General features: G+C 45.6%; 23 protein-coding genes. 15 read left to right on the forward strand and 8 right to left on the reverse strand.

Annotated elements, in window-relative coordinates; translation table 11 throughout:
• Positions 1 to 21: 21 nt before the first annotated feature.
• The gene (locus KUL49_RS20820) at positions 22 to 189 is read left to right on the forward strand and encodes a hypothetical protein (RefSeq protein ID WP_012516741.1); all 168 of its coding nucleotides are present in this window, start codon (positions 22 to 24) and stop codon (positions 187 to 189) included.
• Between the two features lie 77 nt (positions 190 to 266).
• Here the strand turns inward: KUL49_RS20820 and KUL49_RS12840 are convergent, their stop codons facing one another.
• The 3 genes from KUL49_RS12840 to KUL49_RS12850 all read right to left on the reverse strand — a co-directional run bounded on the left by KUL49_RS12840 (position 267) and on the right by KUL49_RS12850 (position 3569).
• Positions 267 to 1769, reverse strand: coding sequence for an Hsp70 family protein (locus KUL49_RS12840; protein WP_039226858.1), 1503 nt, complete (start codon positions 1767 to 1769; stop codon positions 267 to 269).
• Between the two features lie 76 nt (positions 1770 to 1845).
• Positions 1846 to 3081: a S41 family peptidase gene (locus tag KUL49_RS12845; RefSeq protein ID WP_131137533.1), complete on the reverse strand. Its 1236-nt coding sequence runs from the start codon at positions 3079 to 3081 to the stop codon at positions 1846 to 1848.
• Between the two features lie 11 nt (positions 3082 to 3092).
• Positions 3093 to 3569 carry a MarR family winged helix-turn-helix transcriptional regulator gene (locus KUL49_RS12850; protein WP_131137534.1) on the reverse strand — a complete coding sequence of 159 codons (477 nt, stop codon included), beginning with the start codon at positions 3567 to 3569 and terminating at the stop codon, positions 3093 to 3095.
• Between the two features lie 212 nt (positions 3570 to 3781).
• Between KUL49_RS12850 and KUL49_RS12855 the strand changes: the two genes are divergently transcribed.
• Positions 3782 to 4201: a thioesterase family protein gene (locus KUL49_RS12855; protein WP_014975361.1), complete on the forward strand. Its 420-nt coding sequence runs from the start codon at positions 3782 to 3784 to the stop codon at positions 4199 to 4201.
• A gap of 22 nt (positions 4202 to 4223) precedes the next feature.
• Complete coding sequence (locus KUL49_RS12860) at positions 4224 to 4922, forward strand: 2OG-Fe(II) oxygenase (protein ID WP_131137535.1); 699 nt, start codon at positions 4224 to 4226, stop codon at positions 4920 to 4922.
• On the opposite strand, the gene KUL49_RS12865 is transcribed toward KUL49_RS12860, so the two are convergent.
• The 4 genes from KUL49_RS12865 to KUL49_RS12880 all read right to left on the reverse strand — a co-directional run bounded on the left by KUL49_RS12865 (position 4919) and on the right by KUL49_RS12880 (position 8159).
• On the reverse strand, positions 4919 to 5866 hold the full coding sequence (locus tag KUL49_RS12865) for a dihydrodipicolinate synthase family protein (RefSeq protein ID WP_131137536.1): 948 nt from the start codon (positions 5864 to 5866) through the stop codon (positions 4919 to 4921). The two genes, KUL49_RS12860 and KUL49_RS12865, sit on opposite strands and share 4 nt — an antisense overlap.
• A 27-nt stretch (positions 5867 to 5893) precedes the next feature.
• A complete protein-coding gene (locus KUL49_RS12870; protein ID WP_131137537.1) occupies positions 5894 to 6379 on the reverse strand; it encodes a DUF3299 domain-containing protein in 486 nt (161 codons plus the stop codon).
• 141 nt (positions 6380 to 6520) lie between these two features.
• Positions 6521 to 7051, reverse strand: coding sequence for an inorganic diphosphatase (gene ppa, locus KUL49_RS12875; RefSeq protein WP_014947861.1), 531 nt, complete (start codon positions 7049 to 7051; stop codon positions 6521 to 6523).
• A gap of 130 nt (positions 7052 to 7181) precedes the next feature.
• On the reverse strand, positions 7182 to 8159 hold the full coding sequence (locus tag KUL49_RS12880; protein WP_014947860.1) for a class 1 fructose-bisphosphatase: 978 nt from the start codon (positions 8157 to 8159) through the stop codon (positions 7182 to 7184).
• 311 nt (positions 8160 to 8470) lie between these two features.
• Here KUL49_RS12880 and mpl point away from each other — a divergent pair, with 311 nt between their 5' ends.
• The 3 genes from mpl to KUL49_RS12895 all read left to right on the forward strand — a co-directional run bounded on the left by mpl (position 8471) and on the right by KUL49_RS12895 (position 11346).
• On the forward strand, positions 8471 to 9829 hold the full coding sequence (gene mpl, locus KUL49_RS12885; protein ID WP_131137538.1) for a UDP-N-acetylmuramate:L-alanyl-gamma-D-glutamyl-meso-diaminopimelate ligase: 1359 nt from the start codon (positions 8471 to 8473) through the stop codon (positions 9827 to 9829).
• A 72-nt stretch (positions 9830 to 9901) separates the two neighbouring features.
• On the forward strand, positions 9902 to 10534 hold the full coding sequence (locus KUL49_RS12890) for a flavin prenyltransferase UbiX (RefSeq protein ID WP_131137539.1): 633 nt from the start codon (positions 9902 to 9904) through the stop codon (positions 10532 to 10534).
• Positions 10535 to 10536: 2 nt separating this feature from the next.
• The gene (locus KUL49_RS12895; RefSeq protein ID WP_131137540.1) at positions 10537 to 11346 is read left to right on the forward strand and encodes a S1/P1 nuclease; all 810 of its coding nucleotides are present in this window, start codon (positions 10537 to 10539) and stop codon (positions 11344 to 11346) included.
• A gap of 133 nt (positions 11347 to 11479) precedes the next feature.
• Here the strand turns inward: KUL49_RS12895 and rraA are convergent, their stop codons facing one another.
• A complete protein-coding gene (rraA, locus tag KUL49_RS12900; RefSeq protein WP_014947855.1) occupies positions 11480 to 11965 on the reverse strand; it encodes a ribonuclease E activity regulator RraA in 486 nt (161 codons plus the stop codon).
• Positions 11966 to 12316: 351 nt separating this feature from the next.
• Here rraA and KUL49_RS12905 point away from each other — a divergent pair, with 351 nt between their 5' ends.
• The 9 genes from KUL49_RS12905 to KUL49_RS12945 all read left to right on the forward strand — a co-directional run bounded on the left by KUL49_RS12905 (position 12317) and on the right by KUL49_RS12945 (position 20325).
• On the forward strand, positions 12317 to 12835 hold the full coding sequence (locus KUL49_RS12905) for a phosphatase PAP2 family protein (protein WP_014947854.1): 519 nt from the start codon (positions 12317 to 12319) through the stop codon (positions 12833 to 12835).
• A gap of 1 nt (position 12836) precedes the next feature.
• Positions 12837 to 13904 (forward strand): MJ1255/VC2487 family glycosyltransferase, encoded by a 1068-nt coding sequence (locus tag KUL49_RS12910; protein ID WP_014947853.1) that lies wholly within the window; start codon positions 12837 to 12839, stop codon positions 13902 to 13904.
• 12 nt (positions 13905 to 13916) lie between these two features.
• On the forward strand, positions 13917 to 14153 hold the full coding sequence (locus tag KUL49_RS12915) for a lipoprotein (RefSeq protein WP_069943528.1): 237 nt from the start codon (positions 13917 to 13919) through the stop codon (positions 14151 to 14153).
• A complete protein-coding gene (gene lysA, locus KUL49_RS12920; protein WP_131137541.1) occupies positions 14153 to 15403 on the forward strand; it encodes a diaminopimelate decarboxylase in 1251 nt (416 codons plus the stop codon). Before KUL49_RS12915 ends, lysA begins: the two co-directional genes overlap by 1 nt.
• Positions 15404 to 15438: 35 nt before the next feature.
• Positions 15439 to 16269, forward strand: a complete 831-nt coding sequence (gene dapF, locus KUL49_RS12925) for a diaminopimelate epimerase (RefSeq protein WP_131137542.1) — start codon at positions 15439 to 15441, stop codon at positions 16267 to 16269.
• The gene (locus tag KUL49_RS12930) at positions 16266 to 16961 is read left to right on the forward strand and encodes a DUF484 family protein (protein ID WP_131137543.1); all 696 of its coding nucleotides are present in this window, start codon (positions 16266 to 16268) and stop codon (positions 16959 to 16961) included. Before dapF ends, KUL49_RS12930 begins: the two co-directional genes overlap by 4 nt.
• 5 nt (positions 16962 to 16966) lie before the next feature.
• Positions 16967 to 17887, forward strand: coding sequence for a tyrosine recombinase XerC (gene xerC / locus KUL49_RS12935; protein WP_131137544.1), 921 nt, complete (start codon positions 16967 to 16969; stop codon positions 17885 to 17887).
• A gap of 20 nt (positions 17888 to 17907) precedes the next feature.
• Positions 17908 to 18648 (forward strand): HAD-IA family hydrolase, encoded by a 741-nt coding sequence (locus KUL49_RS12940; protein ID WP_131137545.1) that lies wholly within the window; start codon positions 17908 to 17910, stop codon positions 18646 to 18648.
• Between the two features lie 168 nt (positions 18649 to 18816).
• Entirely contained in the window at positions 18817 to 20325 is a 1509-nt protein-coding gene (locus KUL49_RS12945) for a diguanylate cyclase (protein ID WP_131137546.1), read from the forward strand.
• Positions 20326 to 20330: the final 5 nt, after the last annotated feature.

Raw genomic sequence — 20330 nt, forward strand, 5'->3', positions numbered from 1 at the left:
GAATTGCTGGAGCGACAACTAATGAACCAAACGCCGCCATTAGCCTTAGTGAAAACATGGTATCACCTACTGTCATCATCAGAAGACAATGATGTAAAAGCACGCGCACAAGAAATGCTGTTAAAAGCCTTCGAGTCGCCTGAGGCCATCGCGATTTATCTAAAAGAACACAATATCCTTAAGCACTGATCAAAAAAGCTTTAGCGTAGTAAATGCTACTACGCTAAGGCTTAGTGTTTTTCATACCGGAAAAAGAATAGAAAAGGTTACGCGTGCTTCGCCGCTTGAATAGCTAATCCTTCGCACACCGAATTGAAAGCGTCATTTTCTAATCGAGGTAGCCCAGTAAGCAAGTTTTCATATAGCGCATCAACCACGATTGGCGATAAACTCATACCACCTGTGATCATCACCACTTCTGGCTTTTCACTGCTGTTTTCCAAGCATTCCACCACTAGCGCTTTCACTTTATCAAGCCAAGGTTTTAATGCCTTCTTGAGCGAGTCTTGCGAAATCTCCACGTCAAAATCATCTTCGATATAGTGCAGCGGCAAGGTAATATTCTGCTTGCTCGACAGTAGCTCCTTGGCTAATCGAGCCGAGTTCACCACACGGGCAGACAACTTGTTCTCCTGAACAATAAGCAAGCGTTCTAGTTGGGCTGGCTCTTTAATCACAGACATGGTTTGAGAAATATCTAACCCATAATCGTCAGAGAAAAAGCGAGTAAGAGCAGGAATGTTATCAACCGCGCACATATCAGAGAAGTACGTGGGTGGAACAGGAAGCCCGTTGATCATCTTAAGGCCCATTCCCATTTCAGGGGCAATAGCCTTAAGCACCAAGCTCTTATCGCAATCCATACCGCCTAAACGTCTGCCTGTTACCGACAGAACATCCTCTTTGCGATCAAGCTGATTGGAACGCTCGGGAGAAAGCTTAATACAGCAAATATCCGTGGTACCCCCACCAATATCGACAATCAGCGTAGTGGTATCCCTTGGTAGGGTTTGCTCAATTTTATACGCCGCTGCTATGGGTTCATCTAGGAAATTAACCCCTGAAAACCCAGCTTTCGTCGCCGCTTCAGTCATAATTTGAATGGCTTGCGCGTTCCCCTCTTCACCGCGGGTGCCGTGAAACTTAACAGGACGGCCAATAACTGCATTATTAACAGCCTTGCCTAGCTGTTGCTCTGCACACTGTTTAAAATACGCCAGCTGCTTAGCAATAATACCGATGAATGCTTGTTTTTGGTCACCATCTAGCGAGGCGCCTAGAAAGTTCTTAGGTGAATAAATTAGACGGCCTTTGTCCGGCATTTTAAGAAAGCGTCTAAACCCTTCTTCACCAAACGCAAACTTACCGTGCTCTACCAACCGCAGCAAAGGGATTTCGTCTAGCGACATGGCATGCATCAATTGCGCAATAGCTTTACGCTGTAATGCAGGCTTGTTGTGCAAATCACCGCGCAGCGAGTCGATACGGTCGCTATACATCGCCTGTTCTTTTGGATCTTTTGCCGAATAATAGCCGTCCTTCGCCTTATCTATTTGCTCACTGATAACGCGCTGTAACTGCGCCACTTTCGCTTCAACCATGGCATCAGGAGGCGGCGGCAGTTCATCTTCAAAATAGATGAACACCGAAGAACGGATTTTATTGCCCTTCTTATCTAACGGGTCGAGTTTGATGTGCTGATGGGCCGTTCCATCAAAATACACAACCTCAGAATTTGATGTACCGTAGTCAATCCCAATCGCAGTCATAGTATGTTCGCTCAAAAAGTTAGAAGCGGATTGTAAGTAAATATGAAAGTGCTTTCTAGCTTTGTATGTAATTGAGCTATATTGCTTTTAACAGAGCTATTGCAGCATTTAATTCTGAGTCACTGGCTGTATGCCCGTCCCAAGATACCGCCTGGGGCACAAAGTCCTCTCGATATGAGCCGTTCACATGGTAAAGACGTTCAAAACCCAGCTCTAAAGTTATGGTCGAATCAGGTAGTTGAAATTGATTTATCCCGCCAAGTAAATCAGCCATGGGTGTGCCGATTACCGCCTTTGCACCAATGGCATCAAAGCCAATAGCCATACCTTCTCCCATACTGCCGGTCCAATGGCCAACGAGTACCACTACTGGCTTACTGTAATAAGGTAATGAAGGGGTAACATGGGCCATGTGTAGCTCTGCTTCTTGGTAGGGTTTACCCGCATTTTGAATTTTGTAACCTTGATATGCGGTATTGGCATTTACAAAGTGCCCCAAAATAGGCTCAGCCACGCCAGTGTTTCCCCCGCTCGGCGTATTGCGCAGGTCAATCACCAACCCTTGGGTTGATTCAAGTGACTCAAGGGCTACTTTGAACGCACGAACGGTTTCAGAATTACCTAGATTATTATTAAAGCGGATGTACCCTATTCCCTCTTTCTGCTTAACTACCAGAGGAGCTTTTGTTCGAAGTAGATTAATAGCATCGTAACTAGCTGCTAACTGCACGCGTTTGGCATCATCAAAATCAGACGCCACTTCAATGTGTCTTTCTTGATTGCGACGCCCACCTAAAGCCACATTAACCGCCCACGTTTTATGTGCGTCAGTAAGCGGTAGCGATGTGTTTCCAAAAACGCGTTGTATTGCGGCTTCTGTAGACTCGCCGTCAATACCTACAATCATGTCACCTAAGGCTAACTGGCTTTTGGCAGCAGCACTGCCCGCTTTAATACGTGTTATAACAAAGTCATCGCCTTGCTTTTCCACCCAAATATCAGACCCCGTTGGCGTGACGCTGTAGTCCTCTTCGTTGAGCGGTGATACGTTAAAATGCGGGTCGATAAAAAACTGCTTCACCACCTGCAATACGTCGACAAACTCCTCTTGCGTTGTCGCGTTTATTGCAAGGGGTTGGTAGTACGCTTTTAAAGCTTCCCAGTCGGTAGGTGCCGTATCTAAGTAGGCGTAGTTATCTTCAACAGTTTGAACAAAGGCTTGCCAGCTTTCTTTCGTATTGAAATCCTGGCTTTGTGCGCAGCTGCTTAGCGGAAGAAGTAGTGACAACAATAAAATAATTCGATAAATCATAATGTTCCCTATTATGAATTGGAGTGATAAGGAAATTGTTCATTTAAGCGCGTAAGAAGCGATTGTTTTTTTAGCGCCTGCTCCATGCTTTTAAGAGAGGCTTCAAGATTGACCTCTATTTCTTCCCAAAGGGCATCATATACGTCTTCAAATTCCTGCATTATCGTCACTATCTGCGCCGCCTCGGCCTTTTCTTTAGGCGCAATATCGTACACGCGCTTTCGCGAGTCTCGTTCATCGGGCACAGAAACAAAAAAGCCGTCTGCAACACTTTGCTTCAACCGACTTTCAATAAGTTGACGTGAAAGACCAATGTGACTTGCTAGCTCAGTTGACGAAAGAGGCCCTTGAGTATGAATCGCCAGTACCAGAGAAATACGATTTGCAGGCAGACTAATATTAAGCGCTTCAAATACCTCTTGGCCTTGAGTTGCAATAAGCTCGCTAGCACGCAACAGTATCGCGCCAAACTGAGGACTTCTGATCATAAATAGGCACCTTGTGATTTTTCTTCAAACTCATTTATGCAAATATTTGCGCAAAAATTTTCACAAATCAACTTGTTTTTGAATGTGTATGTTTTGGTTAGGTGTTAAAAATGTTTTCCATCCGGATCAATTACTGTTTGATAAATGACTGAAATAGCTGCGGCATAATGCTAGAGTGAAAGCTAAATAAACAAAGAACCCTACTAAAAAATATGAGCCATTCAGTACCATTAGTTACGTCATTCGACGTACGTTTTTGTGAAACAGATGCCTTACAGCATGTAAGTAACACTGCATTAGTCGCTTGGTTTGAAGCAGCCAGAGAGCCTATTTTCAGAATGTTTACCCCTGAACTAGACTTACAAAATTGGCCGCTAATTTTAGCCAGCTACAAAGTCGATTTTTTAGCTCAAATTTTTTATGGCAAACCTGTGACGGTTAAAACCTACATTAGCCGGCTAGGCAACAGTGCGTTCGACGTGTTTCAAGAGTTATGGCAAGACGATAAGCTGTGCTCAACAGGCATTACCACCATGGTGCATTTTGACTATAAAACACAGCGCTCTGCGCCTATACCGGATGAAGTGAAATCAGAACTACAGTCTCACTTTAAAGAAGTACCAACTCAGTAATAAAGCGCAGTACGAGGTCTCCATGAGCGATTTAATTGAAGTTATTGATGATGTGTTACCACCAGAGCTGTGCAAACAACTCATGGAACGCTTTGAAAGCAGCCCTAATTTATCTCAAGGCCGCACCGGTGGTGGCGTCGACTTAGATAAAAAGCGCAGCATGGATGTATCGATAAGTCGCAACCCGGAATTTAAAGACTTATTTCAACAAGTGATGCAGCACACTGGGCAGCAGCTGGTCTCCTACATTGAAAAGTACTATTTTGCGCTTGTTGGGCCCATTGGCTTAACCGTACGCCATCCCAAAACTGGCGAACCGGTGAAAGTAACAGGTGAAAATTTTGATGAAGTGGGTAAACCCAATTTGGCGAATTTGGTGAATTACCTGTTTCGGGTTGGCGAAGTAAATGCCCAGCGCTACACCGCGGGCAATGGTGGCTACCCATACTGGCATTCAGAAGTCTATCCACAGCTTCAACATAACGATGCGCTGCACCGCGTGTTGCTGTTTATGTACTACTTAAACGATGTGGAAGAAGGCGGCGAGACGGAATTTTATTATCAAAACCGTGCGGTTAAGCCTAAAGCAGGCCGAATGGTGATTGCGCCAGCCTATTTTACTCACACGCATCGCGGCCAAACTCCAAAAAGTAACGACAAGTACATTTTAACGTCTTGGCTTCTGTTTAACCGCGCTGAACAGATTTATACGCAGGGCTAGCTTAACGGTAACTTCGTGATGATGTGCTCTAGCTCGCTGTACTCATTTTTGTCGATAGGTAAGAAGGGGGCAGGTAAGCTAGGCGTTTCACAATAGCCCAAAATTTCTGCCGCGGCTGCAACCACACGCAAGCCGCCGCCATTGCGCGCAAACATGCTCCATATTCCGCTTAACGCTTGTGACTGAGCCTGTGCATCAACAGCATTACCAGACTGAGCGGCGTCGACAATACGCATTACGGTTCGCGGGAATATTCCCCCTATAACAGAGAGCCAAAGGTCACAACCTTCACTCATTCCTGCCGCGCCAAAACTATCACCACTCACGCCTATAGCAATGTGTGCAGGCACTATCTCTCGCAATGATGCTAATCGGTGAGCGCCTTCGCTATTGCTTGCTTCAGAGGGTGGGATATCCTTGCTAGAACTATTTTCCATTGAGCTTTTGGCAAATGGAGTTCCGGGTATTTTAATCGCTCCGATATTCGGTAATTTTCCAATACGGCGGTATAAATCATCGCTGAAGGTAAAATTAGTCACGCGAGGATTTTCGTAAACGCAGATAGGCACAGATACCTCGTGACTCACTGCCTCATATAGGCCACACACTTCTTCTTCGTTAAGCACTTGATAGGAAACGGGTGCTAACAGCACAGCATTAACACCTGCTTGCTGCACAGCTTCAACGTTTTTTAGCACGTCATAGGTACGCAGCGCCCCAACGCCTGCCATAACAGGAATGCCATTTGCGTGGTCGACGGCGAGCTTGGCTACGTCGTACTTTTCCCCTCGCGTTAGATAAGGATACAGCCCAGTAGAGCCTATCGCGCAAATTGAATCTACATTCGCCGAAGCCAAATTCTCAACAAGCCCTTTAAACGCTTTGTAATCAATAGCTTCTTGTTTAAAGGGGGTAATGGGAAACGCTGATAATCCTGTAAACACCTGATATCCTTTTTAAACGTTTTATGCTTAAAACCCTTCTACGGCTTCGCCTTTCAAACGGTAACCTACAGACGCAATGTCGCCTTTCCAACCGTCAGTCGACAGTTCGCCGGTTACCCAAATTGCATCGTAAATATTATCTATGCGCACCCCTTCTTCAAATTTTACGTAAACAATTTGATTAGACGGCGGCGGTGGTACGTGAATACAGGCTCCGAAATATGGAACAAGTAAGAACTCAGCGGTTAGCTCTGCCGTACCTTCTAGCGGCACAACAAAACCCGGGATTTTCACCCGTTTACCATCAAAGGTATCGACAACGGGTGCGTCAGGCTGAAGCTGACTCATCTCGCCATTATGTTGAACTGAAGGTGGCGCGAGCTCATTAAAGCCCTCAGGCACTAGGTCTTCCCAGTATACTTCAGTAGGAGTTTCATCTGCCAAAGAGTTGAAAGTTACAACCATCATTATTACAGCAAACAATGAAGTCATGGATAATTTATGGTGGATCATACTGCTCTCTATCGTTGAGTATTTTGTTCGCTTTTTTGTATCGGCTTTTGCTTGTCGTTTTCAATCTTCACTTTTTAGCCACATACAAAAAGGGCTGGTATTACACCAGCCCTTTGTATCATCAATTTAAAGCAGCGTGAATTATTCTGCTTCGAAACGCGCGATGCTTGCGGTAATTTCTTCTTTTGCAGCGGCAGCGTCTGCCCAACCGTCAATCTTCACCCATTTGCCTTCTTCAAGATCTTTATAGTGCTCGAAGAAGTGCTCAATTTGCTTAAGAAGAAGCGGAGGTACGTCTGCAATTTCTTTAACGTCACGATAGATAGTAGAAAGCTTGTCTACTGGTACCGCTAGTACTTTTGCGTCTTTACCAGACTCGTCAGTCATGTTTAGTACGCCAACTGGACGACACTTAATGACAGAACCTGCAAGTAGTGGGAACGGAGTCATTACTAGAACGTCAACTGGGTCGCCATCTTCAGACAACGTGTTGTTCACGTAACCGTAGTTAGTTGGGTAGTGCATGCAAGTTGCCATGAAACGGTCAACAAATAGTGCACCTGTGTCTTTGTCTACTTCGTACTTCACCGGGTCAGCGTGTGCTGGAATTTCGATGATCACATTTACTTCGTCTGGTACGTTTTTACCAGCAGAAATAGCACTCAAGCTCATTCTTTGGTCCTTTCAATGATGTATAAGAAATTTTGGGTTAAGTATACGGTGACAGCAGCAAAATAAAAACGCTTTACGACCCATGTCGTACTAATCTCTTTATTTTTCGTTAAATTTTGCTGCTTTTTCGCTATTTCGCGTTGTCGTTGTAGCTCAAGCACATCTCAACTTCTTCTTTAGAGCCGATAATGCACGGTACACGTTGATGAATTTCTTCAGGCATAACTTCCAGAATTCGGCCAGTGCCTGTTTCTGCTTTTCCACCTGCTTGCTCCATTAAGAATGCCATCGGGTTAGCTTCGTAAAGCAAGCGTAATTTACCTGGCTTAGACGGGTCCCTGTTATCGAATGGATACATAAAGATGCCACCGCGACAAAGCAAACGATGAATATCACCCACCATTGCCGCTACCCAGCGCATATTAAAGTTTTTGCCTCTAGGGCCATCTTTACCTGCTAGAAGGTCGGCAATGTATGCCTGCATTGCAGGTTCCCAATGACGCTGGTTCGACGCATTAATCGAAAACTCTGACGTTTGCTCAGGTACTTGAATATTAGGGTGAGTAAGCAGGAAACCACCGTGGGTTTTATCAAGCGTATAAATGTGCGTGCCGCGCCCCGTCGTCAACGCCAGCATAGTAGACGGGCCATACAGCACATAGCCTGCAGCTACCATCTGCGTTCCAGGCTGTAAGAAAGCAGACGGATCATCTGGTTTCATCCACTGAGGCGCATGGGTAATAGAGAAAATAGTACCGATTAGGCTGTTAATTTCAGTGTTTGACGACCCATCTAGCGGGTCGAAGCTTACTAAGTAATTACCGTCTGGATTACACGGCACAACGTCATCTTCTTCTTCAGAAGAAATGGCTTTTACGTAGCCAGATTCCCTTAGCGTGTCTTTTAAAATGTGGTTAGAGATAACGTCGAGCTTTTTCTGTGTTTCGCCCTGTACGTTTTCTGAAAGGGTTGAACCGAGCACGCCAGCAAGTGCGCCTTGACTCACGCGGAAAGAAATTTCTTTACAGCCCGCTAGCAGTGTACGAATGAGTAAAATTAACTCAAGCGGTGCACCGTCTTGTTGCAATTGGGAATTTAAACGTTTCATTGAATGTAAGCCTTTTTTTCGTGTGTAGGGTGTTGTGCTACCAGTCGCTCAGCTTTCCTTACCGGCGTTTGTCTGAAGCACACACAGGTTTTAAACCTGTGGATAGATTGTAACCGTGTTCTTGGGTAAGTGGAACACGCCCGTAAAATGTCATACACACACCATACCAGTTTGCGCATCATAGATTCATAGGTGTTTAGCGTATTACAACGGCTTAAGGCATTTATTGAATGATTAAAATTGAATTATCTATAGGCCACGGGGTTCTGATACAGTACCCCAATAACATGATAATTCATTGAGAATGCGCTATGCATGTACATATTTTAGGCATTTGTGGAAGTTTTATGGGCGGCATTGCCGCTATTGCTAAATCACTCGGCCACAAAGTAACAGGGTCTGATAAAAACGTTTATCCGCCCATGAGCACCCAGCTTGAAGCATTAGGCATCGAGTTGACCGAAGGTTATTGCGAAAGCCAGTTTGATCCAGCGCCAGATATGGTAGTAATTGGTAACGCGATGTCGCGCGGTAACCCCGCCGTTGAATACGTGTTAAACCGAAACCTGCCTTACACTAGCGGCCCACAATGGCTGCTTGATAACTTACTAAAAGATCGTTGGGTAATCGGGTTATCAGGTACCCACGGTAAAACAACAACTAGCAGTATGGTCGCGTGGATTTTAGAACACGCTGGTCTTAACCCTGGTTATTTGATTGGCGGCGTACCAGAGAATTTTGGCGTATCGGCTCGCGTGGGTGAAAGCCCCTTTTTTGTCATTGAAGCTGACGAATACGACAGCGCATTTTTCGATAAGCGTTCTAAGTTCGTACACTATCGCCCAAAAACCTTGGTAATTAACAACCTTGAGTTTGACCATGCAGATATTTTTGCTGACCTTGGGGCTATTCAAACCCAGTTCCACCATTTGGTTCGCATGGTGCCAGAAAACGGGCTTATTCTTACACCTAACAATACGCCCGCAATTGAGGATATGCTCAAGAAAGGTTGCTGGTCTTCTCGCCAATCGTTGGGCAAAGAGTGGCATGCAGAACTGTTAAAGAAAGACGGCAGTGAATTCAATGTAATACATAACGGCGTTATAGCTGGTACGGTAACCTGGGCTTTGGTTGGTCAACACAATGTGGACAATGCTTTAATGGCCATAGCTGCCGCCCACCATGCAGGTGTTACCTTACCTGATGCCATAGACGCCTTATCATTTTTTAAGAATGTTAAGCGTCGCATGGAAGTAAAGGGTGAAGTAAACAACATCACCCTTTATGACGACTTTGCACACCACCCTACTGCAATTGCGACTACACTTGATGGACTGCGCAAGAAAGTGGGTAATGCCCGTATTCTGGCTGTGCTAGAGCCGCGCTCTAACACGATGAAAATGGGTGTGCACAAAGATACGCTGGCAAACTCATGGCAGAAAGCCGATGAGGTTTACCTTTATGAACCTGAAGGCATGGACTGGTCGTTAGTCGATTCGGTAGCGCACAGCAATGCGCCTACGCACTGCTTCAGAGATGTAGAGAAGATCGTTCAAGGCGTTTGCAACGTAGCACAACCGGGCGATCATATTCTTGTAATGAGTAACGGCGGTTTTGAAGGCATTCATGGCCGAATACTCGACGCTCTGAAAATGAAGACCAAACTGTAAAATAGGCAGAATAAAACCAAGTGTTATCCGATAGACAAGCGCATTATGCTTGTCATCTACAGAGGCTATACAATGAAACATGACAAGCAAGTCACGCTTGCTATCACAGGCGCATCTGGCGCGCCTTATGCGCTTACACTATTGAAATCGCTAGTTAACGCCGATTACCAAGTGTATGTATTAATCTCTTCCGCTGCCAAAGTGGTGTTTGCCACGGAAGAGAACGTCAAGATACCCGGGCGACCCGATGACGCTGCCGCGTTTTTTACCGAGCATTGCAATGCAAAGCCAGACCAAATCAAGGTTTTTGGCAAAGAAGAGTGGTTTTCACCAGTAGCTTCAGGCTCAGCGGCCCCCGCAAAAATGGTGGTTTGCCCGTGTTCAACAGGTACACTTTCGGCCATTAGTATTGGCGCAAGCGACAACCTGATTGAGCGTGCAGCAGATGTTGTTTTAAAAGAGCGGGGCCAGCTGATTCTAGTGCCCCGTGAAATGCCGCTTTCTTCTATTCATTTAGAAAATATGCTCAAGCTTTCGCAAATGGGTGCTACTATTATGCCTGCAGCGCCTGGCTTTTATCACAACCCCAAGACTATCGATGACTTGGTAGATTTTGTGGTGGCGCGCATACTAGACCACCTAGGTATTGAGCAGTCTCTTGTCGCAAGATGGGGCTACCAGTCTTCCAAACATTCTGAGGATTAACCATGTTCGCGTTTGCAAACAGGATTTGCGCAGTTGCGCTGAGCACACTATTTACATTGTGTATTTCATCACCCGCTTTCGGATGGGGGCAAACCGGTCACCGAGTGACTGGCGCTATTGCCGAGCAATATCTTAGCCCTCTTTCACAAGCTGCACTAATGGAGTTATTACCACACGGTTCGTTGGCTGAAGCCTCAACTCACGCTGACGAAATGCGTTCTGACCCAAGCGAATTTTGGCAGAAAACCGCTAGCCCTTGGCACTATGTATCTGTACCTGAAGGAAAGACCTACAAAGAAGTTGGCGCACCAAAGCAAGGTGATGCGGTTACCGCGTTAAAGCAGTTTACTGAAACGTTAAAAAGCGACACCGCCACCGTTGAAGAAAAGCGTCTGGCCCTTCAGTTCATTGTGCATATTATTGGCGACCTTCATCAGCCGCTTCATGCCGGAAACGGAACTGATCGTGGCGGTAACGATGTAAAGGTGCGCTTCTTCTGGCAAGACTCTAACCTACACCGAGTGTGGGACTCGCAAATGCTAGATCAGCGCGACCTGTCGTACTCAGAGTGGACGTCTTGGTTAACACAAGCCATTACTGCTAAAGATATTCGCAGTTGGGCAACCACTGACCCTATGGTGTGGATTGAAGAAAGCACCGCTATTCGCGATACCATTTATCCTGATGACGCAAACAACATGAGCTATGACTACTTATACAACCACCTGCCTACTGCTAAAAAGCGTTTGCAGATGGCGGGAATTCGCATTGCCTTGTATCTAAACCAAGTGTTTGATGAAGCAAACAAGTAGCTTCACACCCGGTGTGTCAGCGCTGAGCGCACTTGAATCGTTTTAAACGCAAATAGAAATACAAACGGAGGCACAAAGCCTCCGTTTTTTATCTCTTTGTTTTCAAAGCAGTTAGCGTCTGCTTACCGATGATTTAGTCTAAATCTAACGGCTCAGGAGAGAGAATGACGCCCGTGCTATCAGCATAAAGATGATCTTCTGGTAAAAACGTAACGCCACCAAAGTTAACGGGCACGTCTACCTCACCAATACTTTCACACTCAGCATTTACTGGAATGGCGGCTACCGCCAAAACACCGATATCTAATTCGGCAAGGCTATCAACTTCTCGCACGCTGCCGTATATCACAACCCCTTCCCAATCGTTGTCGATTGCAACTTGAGCAGAGGATGCATCGAACAGTGCACGACGGCTAGAACCACCGCCGTCAATAAGCAGTACTTTTCCAGCGCCGGGCTGAGCAAGTACTCGGTCGATAAGGCCTCTGTCTTCAAAGCATTTAATTGTGGTAATTTCACCACCGAAAGAATACCGGCCACCAAAGCTCGCGAAAATTGGATCTACCACGTCTACGCTATCAGCAAACAAATCGCATAATTCAGATGTGTTGTATTCCATCGTTCTGCCTTACTAAAATTGAGAAGACTAAAATTAAGTGAAAACAAAGCGCTGCTTACGCTTCTAAAACTAGCATAGCATTAAATGTCGCAATGCAAACGTTTGATTTCACGCCTTTCGTCGAATTTTCCACTTTTTTTAAAACTCATCAAAACTTGCTCTCCCCTCCCCAAAATGAGCACATATTTTGCTTAGCTTTTTGTCTTTTACAGCCATTCCCAATATCTGTTCGCCAGGACAAAAGAAAAAGTAAAAACGAAGCTCGCTGTCAAAAAAGTTTCTTTTTTCGTCACCCACTGGTCACAGATGAACTTTAGCCTGTGCAGTAATTAACCGATAGGGGACAAGGCGATGTTGATTAAATCCTTGACCAAATACGATACAGACTTGTTTTATCGCCTGTACAAACTGACGCAAAAAAGAGACTGCAGAAGTATTATTTGGCTGTCGAAAACCGGCGATGGTTACCTGTACCTTGTTATCGGTGCGCTGCTTTGGGCATTTGAGCCTGAACATGGTGAGCTTTTCCTCTACACAGCGCTGATGGCTTATGCGCTGGAATTACCCATTTATGTGCTGCTTAAGAAAATGTTCAAGCGCCCTCGCCCTTGCGATTTTCTAATGAATTTAACAGCACATGTCACGCCTTCTGATAAATTCTCTCTTCCTTCAGGCCACACGGCAGCAGCCACATTGATGGCGAGCATAGTGGCTCATTATTATCCGTCGTTTGCGGTATTGGCTTACAGCTGGGCCGCGTTAATTGGTCTTTCACGTGTGTTACTGGGTGTTCATTACCCGTCAGACGTGATCGCAGGGACACTTTTAGGCGTTACAATAGCAACGTTGAGCATTTCTATTCTGGGGTAGCATGAGATTATTGTATGGTGTGCAGGGCACCGGTAACGGACACATCGCCCGTGCGCGAATAATGGCTGCAGCTCTGGCACAGCGCGATGACATTAACGTTGACTTTGTGTTTACCGGTCGTCCCCCTGAGAAGTATTTCGACATGGAAATATTCGGAGAATACCGAACCTTTACTGGCCTGAGCTTTATCACCAAAGGAGGCCGGGTTGATAAATGGGCGACCGTTAAAGATGCAAATGTAAGCCAGTTTATTAAAGACGTGAAAGCCTTTGATACCAGCAACTACGATTTGCTGGTCAATGACTTTGAGCCCGTTACGGCGTGGGCAGCTAAACAGCAAGGTCTACCTTCTATTTCGATTAGCCATCAGGCTGCATTTGCCTACGATGTTCCTAAAAGTGGCAACACGATTTTCGATTCCTTGCTAATGAAAGTGTTTGCGCCAACAGAGATTCAACTAGGTGTGCACTGGTATCACTTCAATCAACCGATTATTCCGCCATTCGTTGCAGAAAAGCCGATTGTGTCTTCGGGAAATGGTCACGTTCTGGTTTACTTACCTTTTGAAGATATTGAAGATGTTCAACAAATGTTGGAACCGCTAAGCGATCAGGTTTTCGAGTGCTTTCACCCGAACATCGATGAAGCGAAAGAAGTGGGACATATTCATTGGCACCCTACATCTAAGAAGCACTTTCAAAAAGCCCTACAGCACGCCAGCGGCGTAATCGCCAATGGGGGGTTTGAGCTATCGAGTGAGGCACTTCAACTGGGCAAGAAGCTGCTTATAAAACCTTTACACGGCCAGTTTGAGCAACTATCGAATGTGCTTACATTAAATAAATTGGATTTATGCCACACCCTGTTTCAACTTGATACCGACATTGTTGAAGAGTGGCTAGAAGCTCCCGACAACGAAGCGATTGCCTTTCCAGACAACCCCAACATTCTTATCGATTGGCTTAAAAACAAAGACTTTTCTGATACGCAAAGCCTGTGCGATGCGCTTTGGAAAAACGTTCGATATGGCGATAAAACACAAGAACGATTATTGGCTCTTGCAATTTAACGCCGCAATGCGATGATAGCGGCATTTGTCGTATTCTTCGCGGGATTTTTCGTGCTTAAAAAGTCAGTTGTTTTCTTGCTAACACTCACAGCATTATGTGGCTGTGGTTACAAAGGGGCGCTCTACATTCCTGACGCGCCTGCACAAAACACGTCTGCTGAACCAGCGTCTTCTGAAAATGCAGAAACCGGCGCCGACTCTGACACCAATAACACTTCACCCGCAACTACTTCTGGAGAGCTGAACTAGTGGATTATTTCGCCTACAGCCAAGGTCAGCTTCATGCTGAACAAGTGGCTGTTTCTGATATTGCAGCCCAGCATGGAACGCCGGTTTACATCTATTCACGTGCAACATTAGAGCGTCACTGGCACGCATTTAATGATGCCATTGGTGAGCATCCTCACCTTGTGTGTTACGCGGTAAAAGCGAATTCGAACATCGGTGTATTAAGCGTTCTAGCCAAATTAGGTTCAGGCTTTGATATCGTTTCAGCAGGTGAACTCGCTCGCGTAATCGAGGCCGGTGGCGATGCAAGTAAGGTAGTATTTTCAGGCGTTGGTAAAAAGCATGATGAAATTCGCTATGCGCTAGAACAAGGCATCATGTGTTTCAACGTAGAATCAGAGCCAGAGCTTCATCGAATTAACCAGGTTGCAGGCGAAATGGGCGTGAAAGCCCCTATTTCACTGCGCATAAACCCGGATGTGGATGCCAAAACTCACCCTTATATTTCTACAGGCTTGAAGGCAAATAAATTCGGTATTGCTCGTGAGCGAGCGCTTGCTACCTATGAATTGGCCGCATCGCTACCCCATTTAAATGTTGTTGGTATGGACTGCCATATTGGCTCGCAGCTCACAGACATCGGCCCATTTGTAGACGCCTTGGAGCGCTTGCTTCTGCTTATTGATGAATTAGCTGAACGCAACATTATCATTGAACATTTAGATGTGGGCGGTGGTCTTGGCGTTACTTATAACAACGAGCAACCACCTCATCCTAAAGCCTATGCACAAGCCATGGCTGAAAAAATGGTAGGCCGTGAGAATCTAAAGCTTATTCTTGAGCCAGGCCGCGCTATTGCAGCAAACGCCGGTATTTTAGTTACCGAAGTTGAATTCATCAAAGAAGGTGAAGAAAAAAGCTTCGCCATTGTCGACGCTGCAATGAACGATTTGTTACGCCCTGCACTTTACTCAGCATGGCAAAAAATTATTCCTGTAAAAGAAGAAACTACGGCAACACCACGTATTTACGATGTAGTAGGCCCAGTGTGTGAAACTGGTGACTTTATAGGAAAAGATCGTGAATTAGCCATTGAACCAACAGACTTACTTGCAGTTCGCAGCGCCGGTGCCTATGGTTTTGTTATGGCGTCAAACTACAACAGCCGCTGTCGTCCAGCCGAAATTATGGTAGACGGTGACAAAGCAATTGTGGTTCGCGAAAGAGAAAAACAAAAAGATCTCTGGCAAGGTGAGTACAAACTTCCGTAAACTAGAGACAAACTAACAAGATAGATGCGCGTTTAATGCAGGTTCAATTTTCTAAAATGCACGGTTTGGGTAACGATTTCATGGTTATTGATAACGTTACTCAGAACGTCTTTTTCTCTAAAGAAAAAATTCAGCAACTGGCTAACCGAAACTTCGGCATTGGCTTCGACCAGCTGTTGATGGTGGAACCGCCTTACGATCCTGAACAAGACTTCCACTATCGTATATTCAACGCGGATGGTTCGGAAGTAGAACAGTGTGGCAATGGCGCACGCTGCTTCGCACGTTTTGTTAAGCAAAAAGGTCTCATTAATCGCAACAAAATTGTCGTAAGCACCAAAGCTGGAAAAATGGTGCTGTATCTTGAGAAAGACGGTCAGGTTACTGTGAACATGGGTAAACCTGAATTCGAACCTGCGAATATTCCACTTAAAGCCAATAAGCAAGAAAACACCTACATATTGCGAGTCGGCGTGAGCACGCTATTCATTGGTTCGGCATCGATGGGTAACCCACATTGCGTGATGGAAGTCGAAGACGTTGATACTGCTAATGTGGCCGAGATTGGTCCGCTTGTTGAAAAGCACGAACGCTTCCCTGAAGGCGTAAACGTTGGCTTTATGCAAATAATCAATGAGTCACATATTAAACTTCGCGTATTTGAACGAGGTTCAGGTGAGACCTTGGCCTGTGGTAGCGGCGCTTGTGCAGCGGTTGCAATTGGCCAGATTCAGGGTAAATTAGGAAAAGACGTGCGGGTGGACTTACCCGGAGGCAGTTTACGTATACGCTGGCCTGGCCCAGATAACGTGTTAAAAATGACAGGGCCTGCTGAGCACGTGTACGACGGACATATAAATCTATGAGCGAATTATCAGGGCAGTCTAACGCTACGCAATTGATTGAGCCATTTAACGACACAACGGAATTGTCGAGTGCCGATGTGCGCGCGTTCTTGTTACAAAACCCTGAGTTCTTTGCCGAGCACTCCGACCTTCTTGAAAAAATTAAGCTTCCCCACGAGCAGAAAGGCAGTGTTTCACTGGTAGAAATTCAAAGCGATCAGCTTCGAAAGAAAGTTAGGCAGCTTAATTTTAAACTCAATCAGCTGGTGAGCATCGCTAAACAAAACGAAAAAATATATCGCGTTTACACCGATTTAAACGTGCAGCTTCTGCGCTGTGAAAGTGTTGCCGAAGTTCAGTTTACTTTGGAAGATGTGCTTCAAGAGCGTTTACAATTGTCGTCGGCGGTCATTAAAAGCTTTAAAGGTCCGCACGCGATCCCCGAACTACAGCAACGTTTATTTACTGAAAAACGCTTTAAAAATACCAATTTTTTCTTTGGTCGATTATCTCAGCACGAACGCCAGCTTCTTTTCGGAGAAAGCCCTGCGGGGTCTGTAGCGCTAATGCTGCTTGGTGACAACCGTGAACTCGGTATTTTAGGTATTAGCAGCAGTGACGCCAGCCACTTCACTCCAGATATGGACACCTTGTTACTTCAACAGCTTCAGCAAGTGCTTAATATCATCTTGCCTGAAATGATGGGATATTAGGTGTAGTGTCTACGGACGCATTGATAAGCGAACCTTGCCAGCAATGGCTAGATAAGTTTCTGCTACATCTACAGGTAGAACGTGGGTTATCTCTTCACACTATCAAAAACTACCAGCGCCAGCTTACCGAAGTTGCAAAGTTACTTGGGCTTTACGAGTGGTCGGGACTAACGCCAAGCGACATAAAGCGGGTAATGGCTGATGCAAAGATGTCAGGGCACAGCGCGCGCAGTATAGCATTGCGCCTATCGGCACTTAGAACCTTCTGCCAATATCTTATCGATCATCAGCAACTATTCAGCAACCCTGTAGAAGGTATTCAAGCTCCGAAACAAGGGAAGCCATTGCCTAAGCAACTAAGCGTGGATGAAATGCAGCAGCTTCTTAATGCCTCCCCCCGAAGCAGTGACGACGATGAAGGTATGCAATTACGTGATGTGGCTATGTTTGAGCTACTTTATGGCTGTGGACTGCGTTTGAGCGAACTGACTGGGCTTAATTTGGCCGACTGTCTAAAGGACGGTACGGTGAAGGTCATGGGTAAAGGAAGTAAACAGCGAATACTTCCGTTAGGCCGACACGCACAAAAAGCACTTAACGCGTGGTTGAAGGTACGCCCTGCCTACGCATCACCATACGAAAGTGCGGTCTTTGTGAGTAAGCGCAAAACCCGCATATCCAATCGACAAGTCGCTAATCGCCTCGATAAAATGGCAAGCGAACAGTCGCTGTCACAAAAAGTAAGCCCTCACAAACTGCGCCATTCCTTTGCTACCCACGTATTAGAATCAAGTGGTGACTTGCGTGCGGTTCAAGAACTGTTAGGGCACGCTAACTTGTCGACAACACAGGTTTATACCCATCTGGATTTTCAGCATCTCGCTAATGTTTATGACGCGGCTCACCCTCGCGCGCATAAGAAATAACGCTACTAGAAGGTTTCCCAATGCAGTTTTTCAGGTCTATCAATAACGTCGAGGCTATGACCTTCGACCTTGATGACACCCTTTACAATAATGAACCTATTATTCGACGCGCAGAGCAAGCCCTTCAAGCGCATATTGCTGAACATCACAAACATGCGGCTAAGCTAACATCACTGGATTGGCTACAGCTTAAACGTGCGGCTATCGCCAAAGACGCGCGGTTGGCTTCTGATATGGGGCAGCTTCGTCGCGTTGTTTTAAGTGCAGCATTATCTGGCACGCCAGCAAGTCAGTTATCAATAGTCCCTACAGAAGACATTGCGTTACGTGCTGCTGTAGACGGCTGCTTTAATTGTTTTTATGACGCTAGAAGCGATTTTGCATTAGCCAGTAATGTTCACCACACCCTCGATAAACTTAGCCAGCATTTACCGCTCGTTGGTATTACTAACGGCAATGTAAACGCGCAAAAATTAGGGTTAGACCGTTACTTCACGGCGATCTTACACGCTAGTGTGAAACGGCCTATGAAGCCTGCTCAAAACATGTTTGATGAAGCGGCCTCACTGATAAAGGTAACGCCTGCGCACATTTTACATGTGGGCGATAATATTATTAAAGACGTGTTCGGTGCCATTAATGCCGGCTATCAGTCGGCTTGGTTTGCATGTAATCGTCCAATGCAGTTGAAATTAGAACCCGTTTCAGTACTTCCACACGTTCAGCTTGATTCATTAGAAGAGCTTATTCAATTTGTCTAGGCGCTATTTATCTCGAAAATACAGACCTTTACTACTCATTCTTTTGCGGGATGTGAACCTTTGAGTAAGCCGCATTATTAAAGGTCTAGAGAGCCGCACTTAGGGTGTATAGATTTTAACGCTCACTCGTTATACACTGAAAACTGAAGTCGTAGTTTTTGTGTCCTCATGGAAAAACCTGCTATCTCGAAGCCAAGGTCGCAACAAGCGTCCAAGGTAGATAAGCCAACCTCGAATGTTCATGAACATGCCGAGACAGGTCGTTCTTTTTGGCCGTTTAAGCCACTGTCTGGCTTGTATCAAGATGTATTTATTATCTTGTCTTGGATTGCCATATGGCAAGTTGGACGCATTGTTGAATACACTGAACACGCCAGTGTTTGGTTTCCTGCGGCAGGCTACACCCTTGCATGCTTCTTAGTTTTAGGTTGGCGCGCGGTAGTGCCTATTATGGTGGCCGCCATTGCGATTACCGTCTGGAATGGTCATAACTACTCGCTGCCGTTAAGTAACGTAGAAATGATGTGGGGCGGCGTGTTATTCGGCGTTGCACATATGCTTCCTTACTATGCAGGAGCCAGTGTTCTCGGCCATCTATTGAGAAAACCCGACGTCACCACACCCCAATTAATCGTCTCGTTCTTAATTATCGGCTGTATTTCGTCGTTAGTTGCCACGCAACTTGTCATTGGTTCACTTGTTCTCACTAATCAGATGTCAGCGGCGGATATTAAAGATGCGATGCTGCCCTTTTGGATAGGGGATATGGCTGGTGTTGTTGTGCTTGCACCTCTTTTTGCTGGCTTGTTAGTAAAAATAAGTGCGGCTTCTAAAATAGACCTCTTGGCATTTTCTAACTGCGCTTCATCCGATTTACACAGCTACTTTAAGAAAGTGGCAATCAATTTGGCCCTCATACTATTCGTCATGTTATTGGCAAAACTTACCCAGTCTCGTGACAGTGCATTTGCTATCTTTTTTCTCGCCATTACCCACATGTGGATAGCGTGTACTGAAAGTACGAAGCGCAATGTTATAAGCCTTGCAATAAGCAGCTTATGCATTGTTTTGCTGGTGCATATATTCGCCTTAATGGATTACGTCAAAGTGTATCAGTTTGCACTCAACGTTATTGCAGCCAACGCGTTGTTTGGTATAGCCATTCCTCAGTTACAAGCAGACAATGCTCTGCTCAAAGACCGTGTTTTTGTGGATACCTTAACCCAAGCTTATACGCGGGAGTATTTGGCCCAGCGCAGCGCACTTGAAATGGCTCAGAGCCGTGAATCGGGAAGCTCGCTTTATTTCGTTATGTTTGATTTAGATAAGTTTAAACGTATTAACGACGAATTAGGCCATGTAGACGGCGACAATGCATTGCGCCGCTTAAGTCAGGTGACGAAGGATATTGTGCGTAAAGCGGATGTTTTTGCCCGTTTCGGCGGCGACGAATTTGTATTGCTTCTGCCTAATATCAACGAGCAAAACGCCCTTAATTTGGTAGAAAAGGTACGTGAAGGTATAAACGCAATCATTATTTCAGAAGTGTCATTATCATCGAGCTTCGGCGTCACTCTTATGCAGCAAAGCGATACACTCGAGACGCTCATTCAGCGCGCCGACCGCGCACTCTACGCATCAAAAGAAAAAGGCGGCAACACAATAACCCTCAAATAACGGGG

The organism is Alteromonas sp. KUL17, assembly GCF_006538305.1.
GTDB classification, from domain to species: Bacteria; Pseudomonadota; Gammaproteobacteria; order Enterobacterales; family Alteromonadaceae; genus Alteromonas; species Alteromonas macleodii.

What these genes read in the sequence shown, in the direction of transcription:
- KUL49_RS20820 (WP_012516741.1), top strand. Translation starts at nt 22, where the DNA reads ATGAACCAAACGCCGCCATTAGCCTTAGTGAAAACATGGTATCACCTA.
- KUL49_RS12840 (WP_039226858.1), bottom strand. Translation starts at nt 1,769, where the DNA reads ATGACTGCGATTGGGATTGACTACGGTACATCAAATTCTGAGGTTGTG.
- KUL49_RS12845 (WP_131137533.1), bottom strand. Translation starts at nt 3,081, where the DNA reads ATGATTTATCGAATTATTTTATTGTTGTCACTACTTCTTCCGCTAAGC.
- KUL49_RS12850 (WP_131137534.1), bottom strand. Translation starts at nt 3,569, where the DNA reads ATGATCAGAAGTCCTCAGTTTGGCGCGATACTGTTGCGTGCTAGCGAG.
- KUL49_RS12855 (WP_014975361.1), top strand. Translation starts at nt 3,782, where the DNA reads ATGAGCCATTCAGTACCATTAGTTACGTCATTCGACGTACGTTTTTGT.
- KUL49_RS12860 (WP_131137535.1), top strand. Translation starts at nt 4,224, where the DNA reads ATGAGCGATTTAATTGAAGTTATTGATGATGTGTTACCACCAGAGCTG.
- KUL49_RS12870 (WP_131137537.1), bottom strand. Translation starts at nt 6,379, where the DNA reads ATGATCCACCATAAATTATCCATGACTTCATTGTTTGCTGTAATAATG.
- ppa (WP_014947861.1), bottom strand. Translation starts at nt 7,051, where the DNA reads ATGAGCTTGAGTGCTATTTCTGCTGGTAAAAACGTACCAGACGAAGTA.
- KUL49_RS12880 (WP_014947860.1), bottom strand. Translation starts at nt 8,159, where the DNA reads ATGAAACGTTTAAATTCCCAATTGCAACAAGACGGTGCACCGCTTGAG.
- mpl (WP_131137538.1), top strand. Translation starts at nt 8,471, where the DNA reads ATGCATGTACATATTTTAGGCATTTGTGGAAGTTTTATGGGCGGCATT.
- KUL49_RS12890 (WP_131137539.1), top strand. Translation starts at nt 9,902, where the DNA reads ATGAAACATGACAAGCAAGTCACGCTTGCTATCACAGGCGCATCTGGC.
- KUL49_RS12895 (WP_131137540.1), top strand. Translation starts at nt 10,537, where the DNA reads ATGTTCGCGTTTGCAAACAGGATTTGCGCAGTTGCGCTGAGCACACTA.
- rraA (WP_014947855.1), bottom strand. Translation starts at nt 11,965, where the DNA reads ATGGAATACAACACATCTGAATTATGCGATTTGTTTGCTGATAGCGTA.
- KUL49_RS12905 (WP_014947854.1), top strand. Translation starts at nt 12,317, where the DNA reads ATGTTGATTAAATCCTTGACCAAATACGATACAGACTTGTTTTATCGC.
- KUL49_RS12910 (WP_014947853.1), top strand. Translation starts at nt 12,837, where the DNA reads ATGAGATTATTGTATGGTGTGCAGGGCACCGGTAACGGACACATCGCC.
- KUL49_RS12915 (WP_069943528.1), top strand. Translation starts at nt 13,917, where the DNA reads ATGATAGCGGCATTTGTCGTATTCTTCGCGGGATTTTTCGTGCTTAAA.
- dapF (WP_131137542.1), top strand. Translation starts at nt 15,439, where the DNA reads ATGCAGGTTCAATTTTCTAAAATGCACGGTTTGGGTAACGATTTCATG.
- KUL49_RS12930 (WP_131137543.1), top strand. Translation starts at nt 16,266, where the DNA reads ATGAGCGAATTATCAGGGCAGTCTAACGCTACGCAATTGATTGAGCCA.
- KUL49_RS12940 (WP_131137545.1), top strand. Translation starts at nt 17,908, where the DNA reads ATGCAGTTTTTCAGGTCTATCAATAACGTCGAGGCTATGACCTTCGAC.
- KUL49_RS12945 (WP_131137546.1), top strand. Translation starts at nt 18,817, where the DNA reads ATGGAAAAACCTGCTATCTCGAAGCCAAGGTCGCAACAAGCGTCCAAG.